The organism is Nonomuraea antimicrobica (assembly GCF_039536965.1).
GTDB classification, from domain to species: domain Bacteria; phylum Actinomycetota; class Actinomycetes; order Streptosporangiales; family Streptosporangiaceae; genus Nonomuraea; species Nonomuraea antimicrobica.
The window spans coordinates 36,309-55,223 of sequence record NZ_BAAAZP010000212.1; the positions used below are offsets into that span (position 1 = coordinate 36,309).

An 18,915-nucleotide genomic window follows, 5' to 3' on the forward strand; every position below is an offset into this window, starting at 1 on the left:
CAGATGCTGCTCCCAGTGTCAACAGGTCATTGCGCTCCCGTGTCGTCATGCGTTATGGTCACCGCCTGTCGGTGAAGATACGCATTATCAAGAAGGAGGGGCAATGCCCTCGAAACGCCGCCGGGTCACGCAGCGCGAGATCGCCGAGTTGGCGGGCGTCAGCCAGACGACGGTGTCGGTGGTGCTGAACGACCGCGACGGTTCGAACGTGCGGGTTCCGGAGGCGACCCGGGCGCGGGTCAAGCAGGCCATCGAGCAACTCACGTACGTCGCCGACCCGGCGGCCCGGCGGCTCGCCGGTCTGGACAACCAGATCATCGGCATCTTCACGTACGAGGCCGCCCTGTCCCCTGAGAGCATGGACTTCTACGGTCCGCTGCTGAACGGGATCGAGCGGGCAGCCGAGCGGATCGGCTGGGACCTGCTTTTCTTCACCTCCTCACCCGTCGAGAACGGCACCCGGAGTCTGTTCCACCGCAAGACCCGGCTGCGGCTGACCGACGGGTGCGTCCTGCTCGGTCAGCAGATGGTCGCTTCCGAGCTGGAGCGGCTGGTCGCCGAGCAGTTCCCGTTCGTCGCGATCGGCCGCCGGGACGAGACCGCCGCCGCAGTGCCCTACGTGGCCATCGACTACGTCACCCCGACCACCGCGCTGATCGATCAGGCTGCGGCGGGCGGACACCGGCAGGCGCTCTACGTTCACCGCGGCCGGAATACGCCGACTGCGCGGGACCGGCAGGGCGTCGTCGAGGCCGCTTCGGCGGAAGGACGGCTGGCTTTCCTGCTGGTCGGCGAGGAGAGGATCGCCGAGCTGCCCCGCCTGGCCCGGGCGACCGAGGCCACCTTGATCATCACGGAGGACGCGTTTCTGGCCGAGGACGTCGTGCACGCCCTGCTCGGCGCCGGGGTCGCCGTGCCGGACGAGATGTCGGTCGCCGCTCTCGGCGAGGTGTCCGGCCACCGCATCGACGGCCGGGCGATGGCCGGCTTCCACGTCCCCCGGCAACAGCTGGCGGCCGAGGCGCTCGATCTTCTGCAGCTCCTGATCACCACGGACCCGCAGGAGTGGGCCGGTCTGGAGACCCGGCGGCTTCTGGTCGCCGAGGTCGAGCCAGGGGACACCATCGTCACGCGGACGGACGTGCCGTCATGACCACCAGGATCACGACCCAGGTGGCGATCATCGGCGGAGGCCTCGGCTCCGTCGCCGCCGCGCTGACCCTGCTGCAGCGTGGCCACCGCGTGGTGATCACCGAGGAGTACGCCTGGCTCGGTGGACAGCTCACCTCCCAGGCGGTGCCGCCCGACGAGCACATCTGGGTGGAGCAGTTCGGCGTCACCGCCCGCTACCGCGCATTGCGCGACGGCATCCGCCGCTACTACCGGGATCACTATCCGCTGTCGGAGGCCGCCCGTGCCGATCGGGAGCTCAATCCCGGCCGCGGCCGGGTCAGCAGACTGTGCCACGAACCGAGGGTGGCCCATGCGGTGATCACCGCGTTGCTGGCGCCGTACCTGTCGTCCGGGCGGCTGACCGTCCTGCAGCCCGCGGTGCCCGTCGCGGCCGACGTGAGCGACGCGGTGGTCCGCACGGTCACGGTCGCGAACCCGCGGACCGGAGCAGAGACCGTGATCGCCGCCGAGTACTTCCTGGACGGGACCGAGACCGGCGACGTGCTGCCGCTGACCGGGACCGACTACGTCGTCGGGGCCGAGGCGCGATCCGACACCGGCGAGCCGAGCGCCCCCGAGGTCGCCGATCCGGGCAACGTGCAATCGATCGCGTGGTGTTTCGTCTTCGATCACGTCGCCGGCGATCACACCATCGCCAGGCCGGACGACTACGAGTACTGGCGCTCGTTCGAGCCGCCGTTCTGGGGTGCGCCGATGCTGTCGTTCGTCGCCCCGAATCCCCGGACGCTCGTGCCCGAGGAACGGACCATGCACGTCAACCCCGCCGGAGACGTCACCGGGGACCCCCGGTTCGACGCCGGCGACCAGGATCTTTGGCAGTTCCGGCGGATCGCCGCCCGGCAGACCTTCGCAGACGACTTCTACGACAGCGACATCGTGCTGGCCAATTGGCCGCAGCTGGACTACGTCGGCGGCTCGATCATCGACACCGACGACCGGCCGGCACACCTGGCCGCGGCGAAGGCACAGTCCCGCGCCTACGCGTACTGGCTGCAGACCGAGGCGCCCCGCCCGGACGGCGGCCGCGGCTGGCCCGGGCTCCGGCTGCGCGGCGATCTCGTCGGCACCACCGACGGCTTCGCGCAGGCGCCGTACATTCGTGAATCGCGACGGATCAAGGCGCTCACCACGGTGCGTGAGCAGGACATCTCGATCAAGGCCCGTGGCTACGACGGACCCGCCCGGTTCGACGGCTCGGTGGGCGTCGGGATGTACCGGATCGATCTGCATCCCTCCACCGGTGGTGACAACTACATCGACGTCGAGTGCGCGCCGTTCGAGATCCCGCTCGGCGCGCTGGTCCCGGTGACCACCCAGAACCTGGTGCCGGCCGCCAAGAACATCGGCACCACCCACATCACCAACGGCGCCTACCGGCTGCATCCGGTCGAGTGGAACATCGGCGAATCGGCAGGCGAGCTCGTCGCGTTCTGCCTCGCCCGCGGCCTGAGCCCGCAGCAGGTCGCCCTCGACGCGGAGCTCGTCGATCGCCTTCAGAGCAGGCTGACCGAGGCCGGGGTCGAACTCCACTGGCCGCAGATCGCCGGCTACTAGCAGGTATCCAGGCGCGCTGGCGCCGAGAGCACGTAAGGACCCACACGATGAACACAGCAAGGAAGTTGTTCGGCGCGGTCGCGCTGACGACGGCGCTGGCGCTGACGTCCGCCTGCGGCGCGTCGAGCACCGGCACGGAGGCGAACGCGACCGGCGTCCAGCTGCGGATGACGGTCTGGACCTCGAACGAAGATCAGCTCAAGCTGTTCGACACGATCGCCGCCGCGTACCGTGCCCAGCATCCGGAGGTCTCCTCGATCACGTTCGAGAGCCTGCCCTTCGCCGACTACAACACCACCCTGACCACCCAGATCGCCGGCGGCAACGCCCCCGACCTGGCCTGGATGGGTGACCTGTCGAGGGACCTGATCGCCTCCGACGCACTGGTCGGCCTGACCGACAAGCTGAAGGCGACCGACGGCTGGAACTACGACGACCTGCTGGACAGCGCGACCAAGGAGTTCAGCCGGGACGACACGCTGTACGCCTACCCGTTCTCGAACTCACCGTTCGCGCTGTACGTGAACACCGACCTCCTCGCGGCGGCCGGGCAGAAGATCGACCCGGAAACCCTGACCTGGGACCAGGTCGCCGCCGCCGGCGCCGCCGTCCACGCGAAGACCGGCAAGGCCGGCTTCGTCATCCGGGACTTCGACTACAAGTCGTGGAATACGCTGGCCACGGTGTGGACCGGCTTCGGCGCGGCGGCATGGAGCCCGGACGGCAAGACCTGCACCTTCGCCGGCCCCGAGATGCAGCAGGCCTTCACCTTCCTGCACAACGCCGCGTTCAAGACCCAGGCCATGCCCGGCCCTGGCACGAAGGCCGACTTCTTCGCCGGCGACGCCGCGTTCACCGTCGCTCAGGTCTCCCGCGCCTCGCTGCTCGACGGCAAGTTCACCTTCGCGCTGCACCCGCTCCCGGCGGGCCCGATCGGCCGGTACGCCGTTCTCGGCCAGGCCGGCGTGGGTGTCCTCGCCGCCGGCAAGCACAAAGAGCAGGCCGCGGACTTCCTCGCCTACCTGACGAACCCGGTCAACGCGGAGAAGCTGGCGCAGTTCTTCCCGCCGCCGCGCAAGTCGCTGCTGACCGGCGCGAAGCTTGCCGCCAACAACGAGGTGCTGTCCGCCGCGCAGCTGCAGGAGGTCGTCGTCGACCAGCTGCCCAAGGCCGTCACGCTGCCCAACCACACCAGCCCTGCCGAGATCGCCCAGAAGGCCACGACCGCGCTGGACGCGATGTGGAAGGCCGACGCCGACATCCCCGCCGTCCTGAACTCGGTCTGCGCCGCCATCGATCCGATCCTGACCAAGTAATGGCTACGCTCACGAAGGAGCTTGACATGTCCCGGGCCGGCGGCGCCCGGGGCACGTCCCGGCCGTCCTTTTGGACCACCCGTCGCAGAGATGCTCTGGCCGGCTACCTCTTCATCGCACCGCAGCTGGCCGGGGTCGTGCTGTTCGTGCTGATCCCGGTCGGGCTGGCGATCTGGTACAGCCTGAACGACTGGAACGTCTTCACCGGCGAGCAGACCTTCGTCGGAGCCGACAACTACGCCGCCCTGGCCGCCGACCCGCAGCTGCCGTCAGTGCTACTGGCAACCGCCGTCTTCTCCGGCGGAGTTGTGATCCTCAACATCAGCCTCGGCCTGCTGATCGCCGTACTGCTCAATCGCCGGTTCCGCGGAGCAACACTGTTCCGCACGCTGTTCTTCTCTCCGGTCGTCGTCTCCGTCGTGGCCTGGACCCTGGTCTGGGGGTTCCTGCTGCAGGACAACGGCGGTATCAACGGTCTGCTCGCCGCGATCGGCATCACCGGGCCGAACTGGCTGCAGCACGGCGACACCGCGATGCTGTCGGTGATCATCACCCAGGTGATCCGCAGTGTCGGCGTCAACATGGTGCTGTTCCTGTCTGCCTTGCAGGGGGTGCCATCACAGTTGTACGAAGCGGCTCGGATAGACGGGGCAGGAAGCAGGGTGATCTTCGCGAAGATCACCCTGCCGCTGATCTCCCCAACAGTGCTGCTGACCGCGATCATCACCATCGTCGGCGCGTTGCAATCGTTCGCGCAGATCGCCGTCCTGACCGGCGGCGGCCCGGAACTGAGCACTACGGTGCTGGTCTATTACGTCTTCCAGCAGGCCTTTGAATTCAACGACATCGGCTACGGCTCGACGCTGGCGCTGATGCTGCTGTCGTTCGTCATGCTGCTGACCCTGCTGCAATGGCAGCTTCGCCGGAAGTGGGTCTTCCATGAGCAGTAAGTCCGTGCGGCCCTCAGCGCTGCCTGCACTGGCGCGAAGGGCGCTGTTGGTGGCGGCGCTCGGCGTCCTGGCCATACCGTTCGTGGTGCCGACGGTCTGGATGGTGAGCGCCTCGGTCAAGCCGTTGCCCGAGATCTTCAAATCCCCGCCGTCGCTGTGGACGGATGAGCCCACGCTGGCGGCATACACCGAGGTGTTCACCTTCCAGCCGTTCGCCCAGCAGTATCTGAACAGCGTCTACATCGCCCTGCTGGTCACATTGATCACCCTCCTGGTCTCCAGCCTTGCCGGGTACGCCTTCGCCCGGATCCGCTTCCCGGGCGTGAACGCCCTGTTCGTGGTGGTGCTCATCGGTCTTCTGGTGCCCAGCGAGGTGACGATCGTGCCGCTGTTCCAGATGTTCAAAGGGGCCGGGATGATCAACACGCATTGGCCGTTGATCCTTGTCACCGCGTTGGCCGCACCGTGTGTCCTGGCCACCTTCATCATGCGGCAGTTCTTCATCGCTCTCCCGGCCGAGCTGGAGGAGGCGGGCCGGGTGGAAGGCCTGGGCCGCCCCGGCATCTGGTGGCGGATCTGTCTACCGCTGGCCAAGCCCGCATTGTCCGCCGTGGCGATCCTGACCTTCCTCTCCTCGTGGAACCTCTACCTGGAACCCACCGTCTACCTCACCTCGCCGGAGTTGTTCACGCTGCCACAGGCGCTCACCCGATTCACCGACGCCTACGGCGGCGAGATGTGGAACACCCAACTGGCGGCCGCCACCATGACGGTGCTGCCCGTCCTCATCGTCTTCCTCATCGCGCAACGCCAGTTCGTCGAGGGCCTGGCCCACTCGGGGCTCAAATGAGCGAGCCGTGACGCGACGACTGGCCGATGTCGCCAAGTACGCCGGGGTCAGTGAGGCGACCGTGAGCCGGGTGCTCAACAGCCGCTCAGGGATCTCCGACTCGACCCGGGACGCCGTGCTCGCGACGCTTGACGACTTCGGATATGAGCAGCCGGTGAAATTGCGCGGCCAACGCCCGCGCCTGGTCGGGCTGGTGCTACCGGATCTGCTCAACCCGATCTTCCCGGTGTTCGCCGACATTGTCGGGGGCGCGCTGGTCAGGAAAGGGTTCACGCCGGTGCTGTGCACGCGTACGGACGGGGGTGTTTCCGAGGCGGACTACATCAGTATGCTGCTCGGCCAGCAGGTGTCCGGCGTGATCTTCGCCGGCGGCAACTATGCGCAGGCCGATGCTGATCACGATCACTACCGGGTGCTGCTGCACCGCAGATTGCCGGTGATCCTCATGAACGCCGCGACAGACGGCCTCGGCTTTTCGCGGGTGTCCGCGGATGACAAGGTGGCGGTCGCGCAAGCGTACGGCCACCTGCGCAGCCTCGGTCACGAGCGTATCGGCATCATCGTCGGCCCGGCGGCCCACGTACCGTCGCGGCGCAAACTTCAGGCATTCCCCGGCGACCCGAAGCTGGCCGAGCACACGATCCTTTCGATGGAAGGCGGGCGCTTCGCGGCGTGCCGGCTGATCGAGCGGGGTGCGACCGGGTTGATCTGCGCCAGCGACGTGCTCGCCCTTGGTGCGATCCGGGGCGCCCGCAGGAACGGGCTGAACGTTCCGGATGACGTCAGCGTGGTCGGGTACGACGACTCGGCCCTCATGACCTGCGCCGATCCACCACTGACCACGATCCGCCAGCCGATCGGGGCGATGGGCCAGGCGGCTGTCTCGCTTCTCACGGCCGAAGCCGCCGGCAGCCCAGCTGTCCCCCATGAACTGCTCTTCGACCCAGAACTAGTCGTTCGTCGCAGTACGGCACCGAGGCGGAGATCGCGACCGAGCTGATCAAGCCGGACCGGCCTGACGGCAGACCGAGACTGCGCTTGTCGGCGTGGACGCAAGCGAGAAAGCCGGGCCGGCTCGCGCCCCGTTGGCCGGGTGTAGTTGATGGGCTGATCCGGGTATCGGCGTGCGTTGAACCCTGGAGTCCGTCGCGCCCTTCCCGCGACCGGCGGGGCGTAGCACAACGAAGTGGTCAGGGAGCTCGGCGGTCACCTCGGGGGAACGGGCCGCCCCGGGTCCACACCCGCGACTCAGAGCCGCCCACGACGCGCCCGCGCTTGATCGTGGTACGCCGCCCGGGTGCGTTCTTGAGGCGCAGCAGCCCGTCGTCCACCCCCCGCACCACGACCTGAGTGCCGTACAGGCTGGTCGTCACCACCGCCGGGCCCGCTTGATCCGACGGGTCAATCTCCGAAGGCTGCCTGGTGGGCAGCGACGCAGGTGTGCGGGAGGTCGACCGGTACCACGACGCTGCCGGTGATCGTGGTCTGCGGGGTGAACGGGATTGCCCGCACCCGGGTGGAGCGGATCTCCGCGACCTGGTCGCCTGGCAGCACGGTCCAGCTACGCGGATTGAAACCGACCTCGACGATCGTGTCCTGGACCGTCCCGGCAAGGCGGCCGACCCGAGTTTCGACCCCGGCCTTCCGTATTGCGGCCTTCAAGGCCTCCGGCAGGAACAGGCCGTGGTCCCGCGACGGGATCCGCAGTTCGCCGACGGCGACATCGGCCAGGTCGACTGTCGAGCGACCGGCGGCGAGGTGCTGCACGGACACGACCGCGAACAGCTGCTCCGTCCACGTCGGCAGCACCCGCAGCCCGGGTGCCGAACGCACCCCCCGGGCCAGTGCCAGATCGATCTCCCCCCGTCGCACGGTGTCCAGACGAGCCGCCAGCGGAAGGTCGACCAGCACGACGTCGACGCCGAGCGCCGAGGAGTGCTCGCGCAGCGCGTCGATCCCGCGTTCCAGACGAGCGGTGAACCCGGCGGCGGTACCGATGCGCATGGTGCCCGCCGGCACACCGGCGGCGGCCTGGACCCGATCCGCGGCCGCCAGCGCATCACGCGCCGCAACGAGCACCCGGTGCCCCGCAGCAGTGAGCCGAACCCGGCGCGGTGAACGGTCCAGCAGCCGGACTCCCAGCTCCCGTTCCAGTTGGGCGATCCGCCTGCTGACCGCGGGCTGGGCGATGTGCAGCCGCTCGGCGGCCTGCCCGAAGTGCAGTTCGTCGGCGACCGCAACGAAGTAGCGCAGTGACCGCAGTTCCACCGAGCCCCCTGTTCTGCGACGATGCCTCCAGGTTATCGAGCGCGTCGGAACTGGTCCTGGTTTCCGAATGGGGCGTGGTGCTGGGATCGGATCATGGATATCGATCTGGGTCTGCTCGGCGCCCACCTACGCGAGCATGAGGTGAGCCCGCAGAGCGCGATGGAGGTGGAGCGGGCCGGCTATGGCACGCTTTGGCTGGACGCATCGCCACCGGCCGACCTCGCCTTCGCGGAGAAGCTCCTCGACGCCACCACCCGGCTGGTGGTCGGCACGAGCGTGGTCAACGTGTGGACCGCCGACGCCGAGACCGTCGCCGCCTCCTACCACCGAATCGTCGCCAGGCACCCCAGCCGGTTCCTTCTCGGCGTCGGGGTCGGGCACCGCGAGGTCCACGCCGAGTGGGCGTCGCCATATGACACCTTGGTGTCCTACCTGGACCAACTGGCGCTGGCCGGCGTCCCGGCCGAGCGGGTGGTGCTGGCCGCCCTCGGTCCGAGAATGATGGGGTTGGCCCGCGACCGCACCGCGGGTGTCATCCCCTGCATGGTCACGCCCGAGCACACCCGGCGGGCGAGGGAGGTCCTGGGTGCGGGCAAGCTGCTACTTCCCGGCCACTTCGCGCTTGCGGAGCCCGACGTCGAGCGGGCCCGCGCCGTCGCCCGGGCCGCACCGCCCGGGAAGGCGTTGCAGGTCACCAACTACGCGAGCAACCTCCGGCGGCTGGGCTTCACCGACGAGGACCTCTCCGGCACCGGGAGCGACCGCGTCATCGACGCACTGCTTGCCCACGGCGACCCGGCCGACCTCGCGCGCGGCCTGACCGCGCACCTCGATGCCGGCGCGGACCACGTCGGCGTCTACCCCCTCGGCGACGACCCCATCGCCACCCTCCGAGCGGTCTCCGACGCCGTGCTGGCCATCAGGCCCGAGTGACCGGGCGGGAACGCGTCGGCGTCCACGTCGGCGAGCACCACAACCTCCGGTGCGGGTCCGTCCCAACTGTGTCCAAACAGTCTCCACGCGGGGGCTGCATCTGCATCAACATCACCCACGCCATGACGGAGCTGGAGGAGCTGCTGCCGACCTTCGGCGGCTGGGAAGGACGGCGGGGTAGTACGCCGGCGGCAGGCTGATCTCAGCCATCAAGATGGCCCACCACACCTGACGTCAGCGCCATCTACTTGCCTGACGTGCCCGACAGCCCTTCAAGCGGCTGACCAGCTATTTTGCTTGACAACCCAAGATAACGATTGACGTCGTCGTCGACACCGACGTCGGCCGGCTCGACAAGGTCGCGTGGGTGCGGTGCGCCTCGTGCTGGGAACCCCTGGCCGACGGGCCCCGCCAGCACGGCTCCCCCCCGCCCACCGCGCGGCCGTCGAGATCGCCGAGAACGCCTCCTGGGCCGACGTGCCGTGGGAGGCGACCGACCCCCTGGTGGTTAAAGAGCAGGGGATCGGGGTCGGGGAACCTGGGAACAGCCGTTGGCGCTGAGAATGATCTTGCGCGAAGGGCGACGTCCAATTTTCACATGTGACCGCTCTACCCGGAGGTCTCTGGCCCGTGGATGATGCGGTGGATGGTGGAGCGTCCGACGCTGTACTCGGTGGCCAGGTCGGCCAGGGACACCTCGCCCGCGGCGTATCGCCGGCGGATGGAGCGCCGGGCGGGTTCGGGCAGTTTGGGTTGCTTGCCCTTGAGCTTGCCGTTCTTCTTCGCCAGCGCCATGCCCTCGCGGGTGCGCAGGTGCCCGAGGTTGGCCTCGAACTCGGCGACCATGGCGAGGGTCTGCAGGAACAGCCGCCCGAACGGGTCGTTCCAGTCGTAGACGGACGCGCCCAGGCCGAACAGCACGCCGCGTCCTGACAGACCGGTGAGGATCTCGTTGGCCTCGGCCATGTTGCGGGCGAACCGGTCGAACTTGGTCACCGTGAAGACGCTGCCATCCCACACGGCGGCGAGGGCCTGGTCGAGGCCGGCGCGGTTGCGGCGGGTGGTGCCGGAGAAGCCGTGGTCGATATAGATCCGGTCTTCGGGGACGCCGAGGGTCAGGAGTTGCTCGGTCTGGATGATCACGTCTTGCTCGTCGGTCGAGCAGCGGGCGTAGCCGACACGGGTTCCGTTCACGGCTCCAGGTGTTCCGGATAGGGGGCCTTCACCGGAACAGTTCGCGGAACACCTCTACGGAACACCCTGACCTGGGGCGATTGTCCGGGCGGTTGGTGTTCCGGTGGGGGATCCCCTTACGGAACACCACTCTGATCAACGACACTCTCCTGCTCGTGCTCGCGCTGACCGTCGCCTGAGTGCGATCGGCGCAGCCCGTCCAGCACGAGGGTGATGACACCGTCGGCCTCGGCCCGCCAACCGGTGCGGTCATGGGCCGCACCGATGCCATGCAGTGCCATCATGACGGCACCGGCACCCACGTCGTCGCGGACGGCGCCGTCCTTCACGGCGGCGGCCACCAGGTCGGTGACAGCCTGCTCCAGCGCCCGACTACCCTCGGCGAGCGCACCCGAGCCGGTGGCCATGAGCGTGGCCAGCGTCCGGGCGAGGCCCTGGTGGGCATCCATGTGGCCGACCATGCCACGCAGGAAGGTCGCCAAGGCCTCCTCCGCAGGCAGCGTGGCCTGCAACTGGCGGGCGCGGTCGCACAGCGTGGCGACCTCCTCGTGATAGACCGCCTCGGCCAGTGCCTCCCGGGTGGGGAAGTGGCGGTACAGCGTGCCGGTGCCCACTCCGGCCAGGCGGGCGAAGTCATCGAAGCGCAGGTCGAAGAAGCCTCCGGCATCGAAGACCTCCCGGGCCTTGGCGAGCAAGGCCTCGCGGTTGCGCTGGGCGTCGGCCCGCAGCGGCTTGTCGGTGGTCATGCGCTACCTCACGTTGACAAGTGGAGATGACCTCCATATTTTGAAAAATGGAGATGGCCTCCAAATCGATCGTATCTCACGAGGTGCAGCGTGAAGATCCTGATGTTCGGCCGAGGCGTGATCGCCACCGTCTACGGCTGGGCCCTGCAACAGGCGGGACATGACGTCGAGTTCTACGTCCGGCCGGGCCGCGCTGCGACGTACGGAGACGCAGTGGACCTCGACCTGCTCGATACGCGGCGCCGGGTGTGGGGGCAGCGCGTCGTCGAGAAGTGGCCGGTGCGCTACCGCGAGGCGCTGGAGCCGGACCACGGCTTCGACCTGATCGTGCTCAGCGTGCCGCACCACCGCCTCGCGGAGGCGACGGCCTTCCTGTCCCCGCGAGTCGGCCAGGCCACGGTGCTGGTCTTCGGCAACATCTGGACCGAGCCGCTGACCGCGATCGGCGCACTCCCTGTCGACCAGATCGCCTGGGGCTTTCCCCAGGCCGGTGGCGGTTTCGGCGCGGACGGCGTGCTCCGTGGGGCGCTGCTGCCGTCGGTCATCTTCGGCACTTTCGGCCAGCCTCCGACCGACCGGGAGCGGGCCGTGCGCCAGGCGTTTCGCGAGGCCGGGCTCCGGATTAAGGAGCGGCCTGACTTCCGTGGCTGGCTGTGGGTCCATTTCGTGTCGGATGCCGGCCTGTTCTCGCAGGGCCTGCGGCTGGGTTCCTTGTCCAAGCTGGCCGGGGCGACGGGCGACCTTCGCGAGGGGCTGCTGGCCGGCCGCGAGCTGCTGCCGCTCCTCGATGCGCGCGGCGTTGACCTGCGACGGCACCGGGGCGGTGTGCTGCTGTTCCGGGCGCCTACCTGGCTGACGGCCCCCGTGTTCGCCTGGCTGACTGCTCATGTCGCGCCGGCGCGCGTGAGTTTCACGGCGCACTCCGACCCCGAGGCCGAGGAGCCGCGTGAGATCTGCCGAGACACCCTGGCGGAAGCACGCCGGTTGGGGGTCGCGGTACCGCGACTGGAGGCGGCGGAACCGAGCTTCGCCCGCGAGGTGACAGGCTGAGTGAGCGGCTACGAGACTTCCCCGCAGTTCCGCTGTGATCACCCCTTGGCGACGGGGTAGGAACGTCGACGACCTCGCCCCACGCCGGGTGCACCTCCTCAGCCGTCCGTGCATCCTTCGAAAGATCGGCCAAAAGGACAGGATCGCGCAGCCAGGCCGCGCACGGCGGACGATTCTCCGGATCCCTGGGGTCTACCCCTCCTCCTCCACGCCGCCGCCGTCGGGGAGAGCGGGGATGTCGGGGGTCTCGCCGAGCTGCCGCAGGCCTTCGGCCGGTGCAGAGGAAGAGATGGAGTAGCGGCCCAGGACGTTGAGGTGGGCGTGGCCGAGCGGGGACAGCCGGGCGGCGTCCTCATCCTTGACCGGGACGCCTTCGGCGCGCAGCCGGTCGACCGCGGCCGACAGGTACTTGGAGTTCCACAGCGCGACCGCGTTGACGACGAGGCCCAGAGCCGCTAGTTGATCTTAACCGAAATGATCTTGAAGGCTGCTTCTGGTAGGTGATCGACGCGCAGGGTCACGGAGCGTGATGCGAAGATTTTCGGCTGGTGTCCGTCGTCGGCGTGTCGCTCCGAGAGGTGTCAGGAGGGGCGGCTCGCGCGGCCGACGTCCCGGCGGAAGTCGGGCATGCCGAGGTGGATGGTGGTGTGCCTGCTGGCCAGCTGACGCATGCCGGCGAGCTTCTGGTCGGCGGCAGTGAGGCTTGCCTCGATCGCGACGACTTCGCCGAGCCAGCCATGCTCCTTGGCTTCTGCCAGGCGATCCTGGAGATTGGCCCGGATGCCCTGCAGACGGGGCATCTCGGCCGGGTCCGGTCGCAGCTGGGGGCAACGGATGCAGGCGTGTTCATGAACGCAAGGAGTTCCATAGTCGCGTGTGCAGATGCCCAGGGCGACCTTGCGGAGCTCGAAGTGCCCGAGAAAATCCTGCCATTCTTCAGGCATGATCTCGCGGTATTCCTCGCAGGGACGCAGGGACCGGCGGCGGGCGATGAAGGCGCGATGGTGGGCGACCACGTCCTCGGGGTAGATCGCGGCGTATCCCATGGTGGTGTCGAGAACCTTGTGTCCAGCGATCTTCGCGGCGATGTGAGGCGGCAGGCCGGACCGGATGGCATCGGTCAGGAAGAGCCTTCGGAAGTCGTGCGGTTTGAAGGAGAGCGGCTGTCCGGTGGCGTCGGTCAGGCCGCTGGCAGCCAGGCTTTGCTCCAGGCAGGTGTGCACGTAGTTGCGGGACATGGCGCGGTGCTCTGGGCCATACCGGCGCTGGAAGAGGAACGGCATCGGCGGGCTCCTGACCCGCTCCCCGTGCGGGACCGTGCAGCTTCGCCCTGACCGAAGGCTGGACCTGACGGGGACGCCGCCCGCGCCGGAGAGCTGATGGGACAGGCCCGTGCCCGGCAGTGGGAGCGGGTCGGGCGGTGGCGTGGCCGCCTGCGGATCCCGCGCTACAAACCGTAGACGGCCAGCGGGGCGGCGATGTGTTCGGCGTCGCGGTGCACGCCGCTTAGGGGTCTCCCCTGGGCCGCGGCTGACCTGGACGGGGTAGGGAGGCCGTTCATGCGCTGAGGGGGAGTGCAGTCGTAGCGGCTATTGTGTGGGTCGGGCCGAGCAACACACGACCAGCGACGACCGAATGGCTGCCATGGCCAACACGTCCTCCCTGAACTCGTAGAACCGACCGAACACGGCACCGCATCGCCGATGCGCGGCGATGTCACCCAAGAGGCATGCCCTGACCGCCGTCCGGGTCTGCCACCCAGTGTCAGGAGGACATGTGCAACGTGGCGAAGTCTGGTGGGTCGCGTTCGACGAGCGGCGGCCGGTCGTCCTGCTGTCGGGAGACGACGCGTCCGGGATCCGGGCGATGCAGGTCGTCGCTCCGGCGGGCGTCGACCTCAGCGGTCTGGGCGTCGAAGTGGCAGTAGGAGCCGGGGAAGGACTGCCCTTTGAAGGCGTGCTGCGAATAGCGTTCCCTCGTCCAGGCATGACTCCTTGCACGTGGCTGACCACGGTGTCCCGGGACGACCTGATCGAGCAAGCGGGCGTCCTGTCCTCCGCGAAACTCAGCGAGATCGAGGATGCCCTCCGCCTCGGGGAGCAGGCGAAGGAGTGGACCCCAGCAACGACCGCGAAACTCAGCGAGATCAGGGACGCCCTCCGTCTCGGTGGACTCAGGTAGGCGGAGAAGTGAACCACGTCCTGGACGACCCACTCGCGTGGCCGGCGAGGCACAGCGCATGCTCGCCCCCGGCGGGCGCATTGTGCTGATCGGGGAGGACTGGGACACCTTCGTCATCGACGCCGGGCCTACCCGGCCATACTCATGTACGTGATAATGATCTCTTATCACGTACATGAGCGATCATGGTGGCGCGGCGACCAGGAGAACTCCTCCCCGGGACGGTGCGCGACTCCGGCACGTTATCCGGTACATCGCGATGGACGTTGCGCGGCGGCCGGCATGAGCGCCGCGCCGAAGATCACCGCCCTGCGCGGTGGCGGCGCCACCCTCGTCGCGGCCGCCGACGCCTTCCTGGCCACCCCACGCACCGCCAACCCCAACACCCACCGCGCCTACGCCTCGGCCATCGACCGCACCAACGAGCGACTCGGCCGCGAACCGGCCGCTGGCCGAGGTCACTGACGCGGAGGTCGGCCATGCGCTTGCCGAGCTGTGGGGGGCGAGCGCGCCGGCGACCTGGAACCGCAACCGTGCCGCCGTCACAACGGCGGCCAGGGCCGCGGAAATCCTCGCGCTGAACGTCGAGGACCTCGACCTGGAGCACCGGCGCGCTCCCGTCCGCTCCAAGGGCGGCGCCACCGAGTGGGTGTACTGGGACAGCGGCACCGCCCACCTGCTGCCCCGCCTGCTCCGGCTCCCCGACGGCAGCGTGCGTATCCACGGGCCGCTGTTCCTGTCCGAACGCCGCCCCGTGCCGGCCCGCCGCTCCGCGGCCGCCGACATCTGCCCGCACACCTGCCGCGCCCGGCTCGGTTACGACCGGGCCCGCGTCCTGCTCGACAAGTACGCCGGGCTCGATCTGCACCAGCTGCGCCACAGCGCCGCCACCCACCTCGGCGAGGCCGAGATCCCGCTGCAGCTCATCATGGGCAAGACCCGGCACAAGAACCCCCGCACCGCCATGCGCTACGTCAAACCCGGAGCCGAAGCCATCGCCTCCGACAGGTCCTGCAGCGCGCTGAAACTGGTATGGGAGATCCCGGAGTTGCCGGACGTCGAGAAGGATCTCGGGCAGTGGATCCAGTGCGAAGGCCATCGCGGCCACGTCGACCACGGCGAGCCCGCCCACTACAACCGCCTGATAGATGATTGGTCGGACGGCGCACCCGGCACTGTGCCCGACACCAGGACAGCCTGACGCCCTCACGGCGCGCTGCGTAGCTCAGGGCCCGGACGGCGATCCGTCGGCCGGGCCCTGAGCGACGCACTGGCAGCACTGCGCCCACTGACGGCCGATGCGGGGGGCGCTGCACCTTGGCTGGCTGCGGCCGCCCTCTGGCCGGAGCGGCTTCCGTTCCATCGCCAAGGGGGTTGGGGTGCAGGAGGATGATCGTTAACATCGATAGGGTGGAGTGACGTCCAGCCGAGGCTGTGCTGTCAGAACTCCAGCCCTTCAAGTAAGAGGGGTCCGTACTTGGGCTAATTGAAAGGAAGACTGTGGGCGGAGACTATGCATCCGTTGCCGAGCAGTTCATTCCATACTATTACAACACGTTCGATTCAGATCGCCGGGCCCTCGAGGGCCTGTATCGGGATAACTCGGTTCTGACCTTTGAATCCAGTCAGACCGAAGGCGCGGCGGCCATCGCGGAGAAGCTGGCCGGGCTTTCCTTCGTGAACGTCAAGCACGAGGTCCACACCAACGACGCGCAGCCCGCGGCAGACGGCGCCATACTCGTTCTGGTGACAGGGGAGATCGAAGCAGACGGTTCCCCCTTTAAATTCGCGCAGACGTTCGTGCTCATGCAGGATGGTGGCTCGTACTACGTCGCTAATGACGTCTTCAAACTGATTTATGGATAGTTAGTTGGTGTGTGACTTCTCCTGCTGGTGAGCTCACTTCCTCCTTAGGGCCCCCGAAGCTGGACCCGCTGCTGCTCGGTGTTGAGCGGGCGGTCGGGCGTCCCACAGCCAGCGCTATCGGGATCCTTGGCTATGCCGACGACGCCATCATCGTCACCGCCGTGCTTGCACTGGGTCGTCCGCCGCGACGGGTTGCAGGCGGCTCGCTGGGCATCGACGGTGGCTTCGCCGTCCTGGTCAAGGTGACCGGGCTCGACAAGCCGCCCAGCTCGGCCTGGCGCCGCCGTCGTGGTCAGCCTGCCGCCGGTTCGGTGAGCCGGGCCTCGAGGTCGGCGATCATCTGGGTGAGCAGGCTGGTGTTCTCGCGCCGGACCATCTGCGGGCAGAGTGTGTCGAGGCCGGCCGGGAGCCGCGTAGCCAGTGGTTAGGGCCGGGCTCCTGCTAGCGAAACCGCGTGGTGTGATCGAAGGTTACCCCGGCCCCCGGGATCGTAGTCGCTTCGGGGAGATGTCACAAGCGCCAGCGCACACTGACCAGCGCTGCCAAGCAGATTCGTAACGGTTCGCCGCAACGGATGTCCCTGTCGTGGAAGACCTCCCATGGTGGAGGGATGACGACTTCTGCCCCGCAAGGCCGCACCGTATGGCGGCGGGTCGGCGCGGTGCTGGCGGCGGTGGCGCTGGTACTGCTGGTGGCCGGAGCGGTGGTGTTCTTCCTGGCCGACCCGCTGGGGCTGCCGGAGCTGGTCCTGGAGGTGGCGGACAAGCGTGCCAGCATCATCGCGATGCTGGCCAGCCTGGTGTTCGGCCCGATCGGGCTGTGGTTTCAACCCGCGACGCCACCCGTCTCGGTCGATGATCCCAACCCCGTACGCCGTCGGCGTTCTGATGTTCATCGCCACGGCGAGGAGCCGGCGAAAGGGTTCACCTTCGTACGCGCAGGCCGGAACATGTTGGAGCAGGGAGTTGCCGCCGATGCCTTGCGTAAGGGTGCGGCATGAGGCGTCTCGTGCCCTGGCTGGCAATGATCTGTCTCGTCGGTTCCGGTGTCGTGCTCGCCGTACAGGCCGGGCCTGAGAAAGATCCAGATCCGCCGCCGACGGTACGGCCAGCGGCACAACTGCCCGTGTTGCCAGGCAAAAAGGCGCCGCGCCTCGAGTACACGGTGTTGTACGACCCGCGGGTCATCCGGGAACCCGCGGCCACGCACCATTCCTGGAGGGCGGGGAGCGGCTCCGGCCAGGAGTGGCGGATCGAGGAGGCGCTCGGCTTCGTTCCCAAGGACGGCGGGCAGGCGGTGTCGCCCCTCGCCATCAGCGACGACGGCCGGCGCTTCGCCTATCTCCAGCGTTCCGACCGTGTCCTGGTTGTCAGAGACCTCGCCAGCGGGGCGACCAAGCGGGTCTCCACCAGGGTGTACCGGCCCGGCGACGACTCGTGGAACGTCGAGCTCAGCTTCTATGGGGACGGCGAGTTGCTGTTCGTGTGGAACGCCGGCCGCGGGAGCGAGCTGATCGATCTGGCCTCGACAGCGCGTCTCCGCGTCGGCGTGGAGTTTGACCGCGACCTTCTGGAGGCGCGCGCGGACGGCGGCCGTGTCACCGTGCTGGCCGGTGAGGAACTACGGGTCCGTAAGAACTGGAGGTCTCCGTTCTCGGTGGCCCACCGCGAGGATGATGCAGAGGATGGCACGCACCCCGTGGTGCTGGGCGATGAGGCGGTGAGCGTCGTCCGGCTGAGGGATGTGGAAAACCTGCGCCACCAGCTGAAGAGAGTGGATCTCCGGCACCCTGCCCACCGGGTCACGTCCGCCGATCTCACGCTGCCGTACGACCTGGAGACTGTCAACGCCGTCCGCCCCCTGGGTCGCGACAGCGTGCTGCTCCGCGCCGAGCGGAGCCGGACCTGGCCCGATCACGGCTACCCGCCTGGACCGTGCGACTGGGAGGAGTGAATCGCCCCGGGTTCGGTGGAGACTTGATCTCTTGAGAGGATCGAGTCCATGCCAGGCAAGTCTCCCTACCCCGATGAGTTGCGCAGGAGAGCGGTGCGGATGGTCGCCGAGGTGCGGCCGGACTACCCGACCGAGTGGGCCACGATCAACGCGGTCGCGACCAAGCTCGGTATCGGCACCGCCGAGACACTGCGCACCTGGGTCCGCCAGGCGCAGATCGACGAAGGCAGCCGGCCCGGCCGCACCACGGACGAGTCGGCCGAGCTGAAGCGGCTGCGCCGGGAGAACGCCGAACTCCGCCGCGCCAACGAGATCCTGAAGGCCGCCTCGGCTTTCTTCGCGGCCGAGCTCGACCGGCCACACACGCACTCGTGACCTTCATCGACCAGCACGCCGACGTGTTCGGTGTCGAGCCGATCTGCCGTGTCCTGACCGGACACGGCTGCCCTATCTCCACCAGCACTTACTACGCCGCAAAGAATCGCCCGCCGTCGCCGCGTGCGGTGCGCGACGCCGAGCTGGATGCCCACATCCAGCGCATCCACGCCGCCAACTACGGCGTCTACGGCGCCCGCAAGGTCTGGCAGCAGCTCCTGCGAGAAGGGCATCGGGTGGCCCGCTGCACCGTCGAGCGACGCATGCGCACGCTCGGCCTGCAAGGCGCCCGGCGGGGCAAGAAGGTGCGCACCACGACGGCCGACCCTGCGCATGAGCGGGCTGCCGACCGGCTGCGGCGCGACTTCACCGCCCAGCGGCCGAACGCCGCCTGGGTGGCCGACTTCACCCATGTGGCCGCCTGGTGCGGCGTCGTTTACGTCGCGTTCGTCGTTGACGTCTACTCCCGGGCGATCGTCGGCTGG

The 18,915-nt window shown here is 68.4% G+C and carries 21 protein-coding genes and 1 pseudogene; 16 read left to right on the forward strand and 6 right to left on the reverse strand.

The annotated features are described in order from the left end of the window. The first annotated feature begins 103 nt into the window (after positions 1-103). From ABD844_RS45940 to ABD844_RS45965, 6 genes are read left to right on the forward strand one after another with little or no spacing between them, the layout of a single operon-like run. The gene (locus tag ABD844_RS45940) at positions 104-1,153 is read left to right on the forward strand and encodes a LacI family DNA-binding transcriptional regulator (RefSeq protein ID WP_344893853.1); all 1,050 of its coding nucleotides are present in this window, start codon (positions 104-106) and stop codon (positions 1,151-1,153) included. Further along, positions 1,150-2,748, forward strand: coding sequence for an FAD-dependent oxidoreductase (locus ABD844_RS45945; protein ID WP_344893856.1), 1,599 nt, complete (start codon positions 1,150-1,152; stop codon positions 2,746-2,748). The genes ABD844_RS45940 and ABD844_RS45945 overlap by 4 nt, the downstream gene beginning before the upstream one ends. A gap of 47 nt (positions 2,749-2,795) precedes the next feature. Continuing rightward, positions 2,796-4,064 (forward strand): ABC transporter substrate-binding protein, encoded by a 1,269-nt coding sequence (locus ABD844_RS45950; protein ID WP_344893859.1) that lies wholly within the window; start codon positions 2,796-2,798, stop codon positions 4,062-4,064. A gap of 26 nt (positions 4,065-4,090) precedes the next feature. Further along, entirely contained in the window at positions 4,091-5,014 is a 924-nt protein-coding gene (locus tag ABD844_RS45955; RefSeq protein WP_344893862.1) for a carbohydrate ABC transporter permease, read from the forward strand. After that, positions 5,004-5,864, forward strand: coding sequence for a carbohydrate ABC transporter permease (locus ABD844_RS45960; RefSeq protein ID WP_344893865.1), 861 nt, complete (start codon positions 5,004-5,006; stop codon positions 5,862-5,864). The genes ABD844_RS45955 and ABD844_RS45960 overlap by 11 nt, the downstream gene beginning before the upstream one ends. A 7-nt stretch (positions 5,865-5,871) precedes the next feature. Continuing rightward, a complete protein-coding gene (locus tag ABD844_RS45965) occupies positions 5,872-6,864 on the forward strand; it encodes a LacI family DNA-binding transcriptional regulator (protein ID WP_344893868.1) in 993 nt (330 codons plus the stop codon). Positions 6,865-7,054: 190 nt separating this feature from the next. On the opposite strand, the gene ABD844_RS45970 is transcribed toward ABD844_RS45965, so the two are convergent. Beyond that, entirely contained in the window at positions 7,055-7,240 is a 186-nt protein-coding gene (locus tag ABD844_RS45970; RefSeq protein ID WP_344893871.1) for a hypothetical protein, read from the reverse strand. 25 nt (positions 7,241-7,265) lie between these two features. After that, on the reverse strand, positions 7,266-8,132 hold the full coding sequence (locus ABD844_RS45975) for a LysR family transcriptional regulator (protein WP_344893874.1): 867 nt from the start codon (positions 8,130-8,132) through the stop codon (positions 7,266-7,268). Positions 8,133-8,225: 93 nt separating this feature from the next. Between ABD844_RS45975 and ABD844_RS45980 the strand changes: the two genes are divergently transcribed. Then, a complete protein-coding gene (locus ABD844_RS45980; RefSeq protein ID WP_344893877.1) occupies positions 8,226-9,065 on the forward strand; it encodes a TIGR03620 family F420-dependent LLM class oxidoreductase in 840 nt (279 codons plus the stop codon). A 609-nt stretch (positions 9,066-9,674) separates the two neighbouring features. On the opposite strand, the gene ABD844_RS45985 is transcribed toward ABD844_RS45980, so the two are convergent. Together ABD844_RS45985 and ABD844_RS45990 are read right to left on the reverse strand one after the other, a co-directional pair. Beyond that, positions 9,675-10,259, reverse strand: coding sequence for a recombinase family protein (locus tag ABD844_RS45985; protein ID WP_344893880.1), 585 nt, complete (start codon positions 10,257-10,259; stop codon positions 9,675-9,677). A gap of 116 nt (positions 10,260-10,375) precedes the next feature. Then, entirely contained in the window at positions 10,376-11,005 is a 630-nt protein-coding gene (locus ABD844_RS45990) for a TetR/AcrR family transcriptional regulator (protein WP_344893883.1), read from the reverse strand. Positions 11,006-11,107: 102 nt separating this feature from the next. Between ABD844_RS45990 and ABD844_RS45995 the strand changes: the two genes are divergently transcribed. Continuing rightward, positions 11,108-12,055, forward strand: coding sequence for a ketopantoate reductase family protein (locus ABD844_RS45995; RefSeq protein ID WP_344893908.1), 948 nt, complete (start codon positions 11,108-11,110; stop codon positions 12,053-12,055). A gap of 192 nt (positions 12,056-12,247) precedes the next feature. On the opposite strand, the gene ABD844_RS46000 is transcribed toward ABD844_RS45995, so the two are convergent. Then, a complete protein-coding gene (locus tag ABD844_RS46000) occupies positions 12,248-12,505 on the reverse strand; it encodes a Tn3 family transposase (RefSeq protein WP_425568769.1) in 258 nt (85 codons plus the stop codon). A 131-nt stretch (positions 12,506-12,636) separates the two neighbouring features. Next, entirely contained in the window at positions 12,637-13,338 is a 702-nt protein-coding gene (locus ABD844_RS46005; protein ID WP_344893887.1) for a tyrosine-type recombinase/integrase, read from the reverse strand. A gap of 493 nt (positions 13,339-13,831) precedes the next feature. Here ABD844_RS46005 and ABD844_RS46010 point away from each other — a divergent pair, with 493 nt between their 5' ends. The 8 genes and pseudogenes from ABD844_RS46010 to ABD844_RS46045 form a co-directional block, all read left to right on the forward strand. Beyond that, positions 13,832-14,236, forward strand: a complete 405-nt coding sequence (locus ABD844_RS46010; RefSeq protein ID WP_344893890.1) for a type II toxin-antitoxin system PemK/MazF family toxin — start codon at positions 13,832-13,834, stop codon at positions 14,234-14,236. Between the two features lie 282 nt (positions 14,237-14,518). Beyond that, a complete protein-coding gene (locus tag ABD844_RS46015; protein WP_344893914.1) occupies positions 14,519-14,701 on the forward strand; it encodes a hypothetical protein in 183 nt (60 codons plus the stop codon). A 133-nt stretch (positions 14,702-14,834) separates the two neighbouring features. Next, on the forward strand, positions 14,835-15,437 hold the full coding sequence (locus tag ABD844_RS46020; RefSeq protein WP_344893911.1) for a tyrosine-type recombinase/integrase: 603 nt from the start codon (positions 14,835-14,837) through the stop codon (positions 15,435-15,437). A 299-nt stretch (positions 15,438-15,736) separates the two neighbouring features. Then, positions 15,737-16,102, forward strand: coding sequence for a nuclear transport factor 2 family protein (locus tag ABD844_RS46025; protein ID WP_344893893.1), 366 nt, complete (start codon positions 15,737-15,739; stop codon positions 16,100-16,102). Between the two features lie 11 nt (positions 16,103-16,113). Then, entirely contained in the window at positions 16,114-16,530 is a 417-nt protein-coding gene (locus tag ABD844_RS46030; protein ID WP_344893896.1) for a hypothetical protein, read from the forward strand. A gap of 182 nt (positions 16,531-16,712) precedes the next feature. Beyond that, positions 16,713-17,102 carry a hypothetical protein gene (locus ABD844_RS46035; protein ID WP_344893899.1) on the forward strand — a complete coding sequence of 130 codons (390 nt, stop codon included), beginning with the start codon at positions 16,713-16,715 and terminating at the stop codon, positions 17,100-17,102. 128 nt (positions 17,103-17,230) lie between these two features. Beyond that, positions 17,231-18,055, forward strand: a complete 825-nt coding sequence (locus ABD844_RS46040; RefSeq protein ID WP_344893902.1) for a hypothetical protein — start codon at positions 17,231-17,233, stop codon at positions 18,053-18,055. Between the two features lie 48 nt (positions 18,056-18,103). Further along, positions 18,104-18,915, forward strand: a pseudogene (locus tag ABD844_RS46045) (IS3 family transposase); the annotation flags it as partial.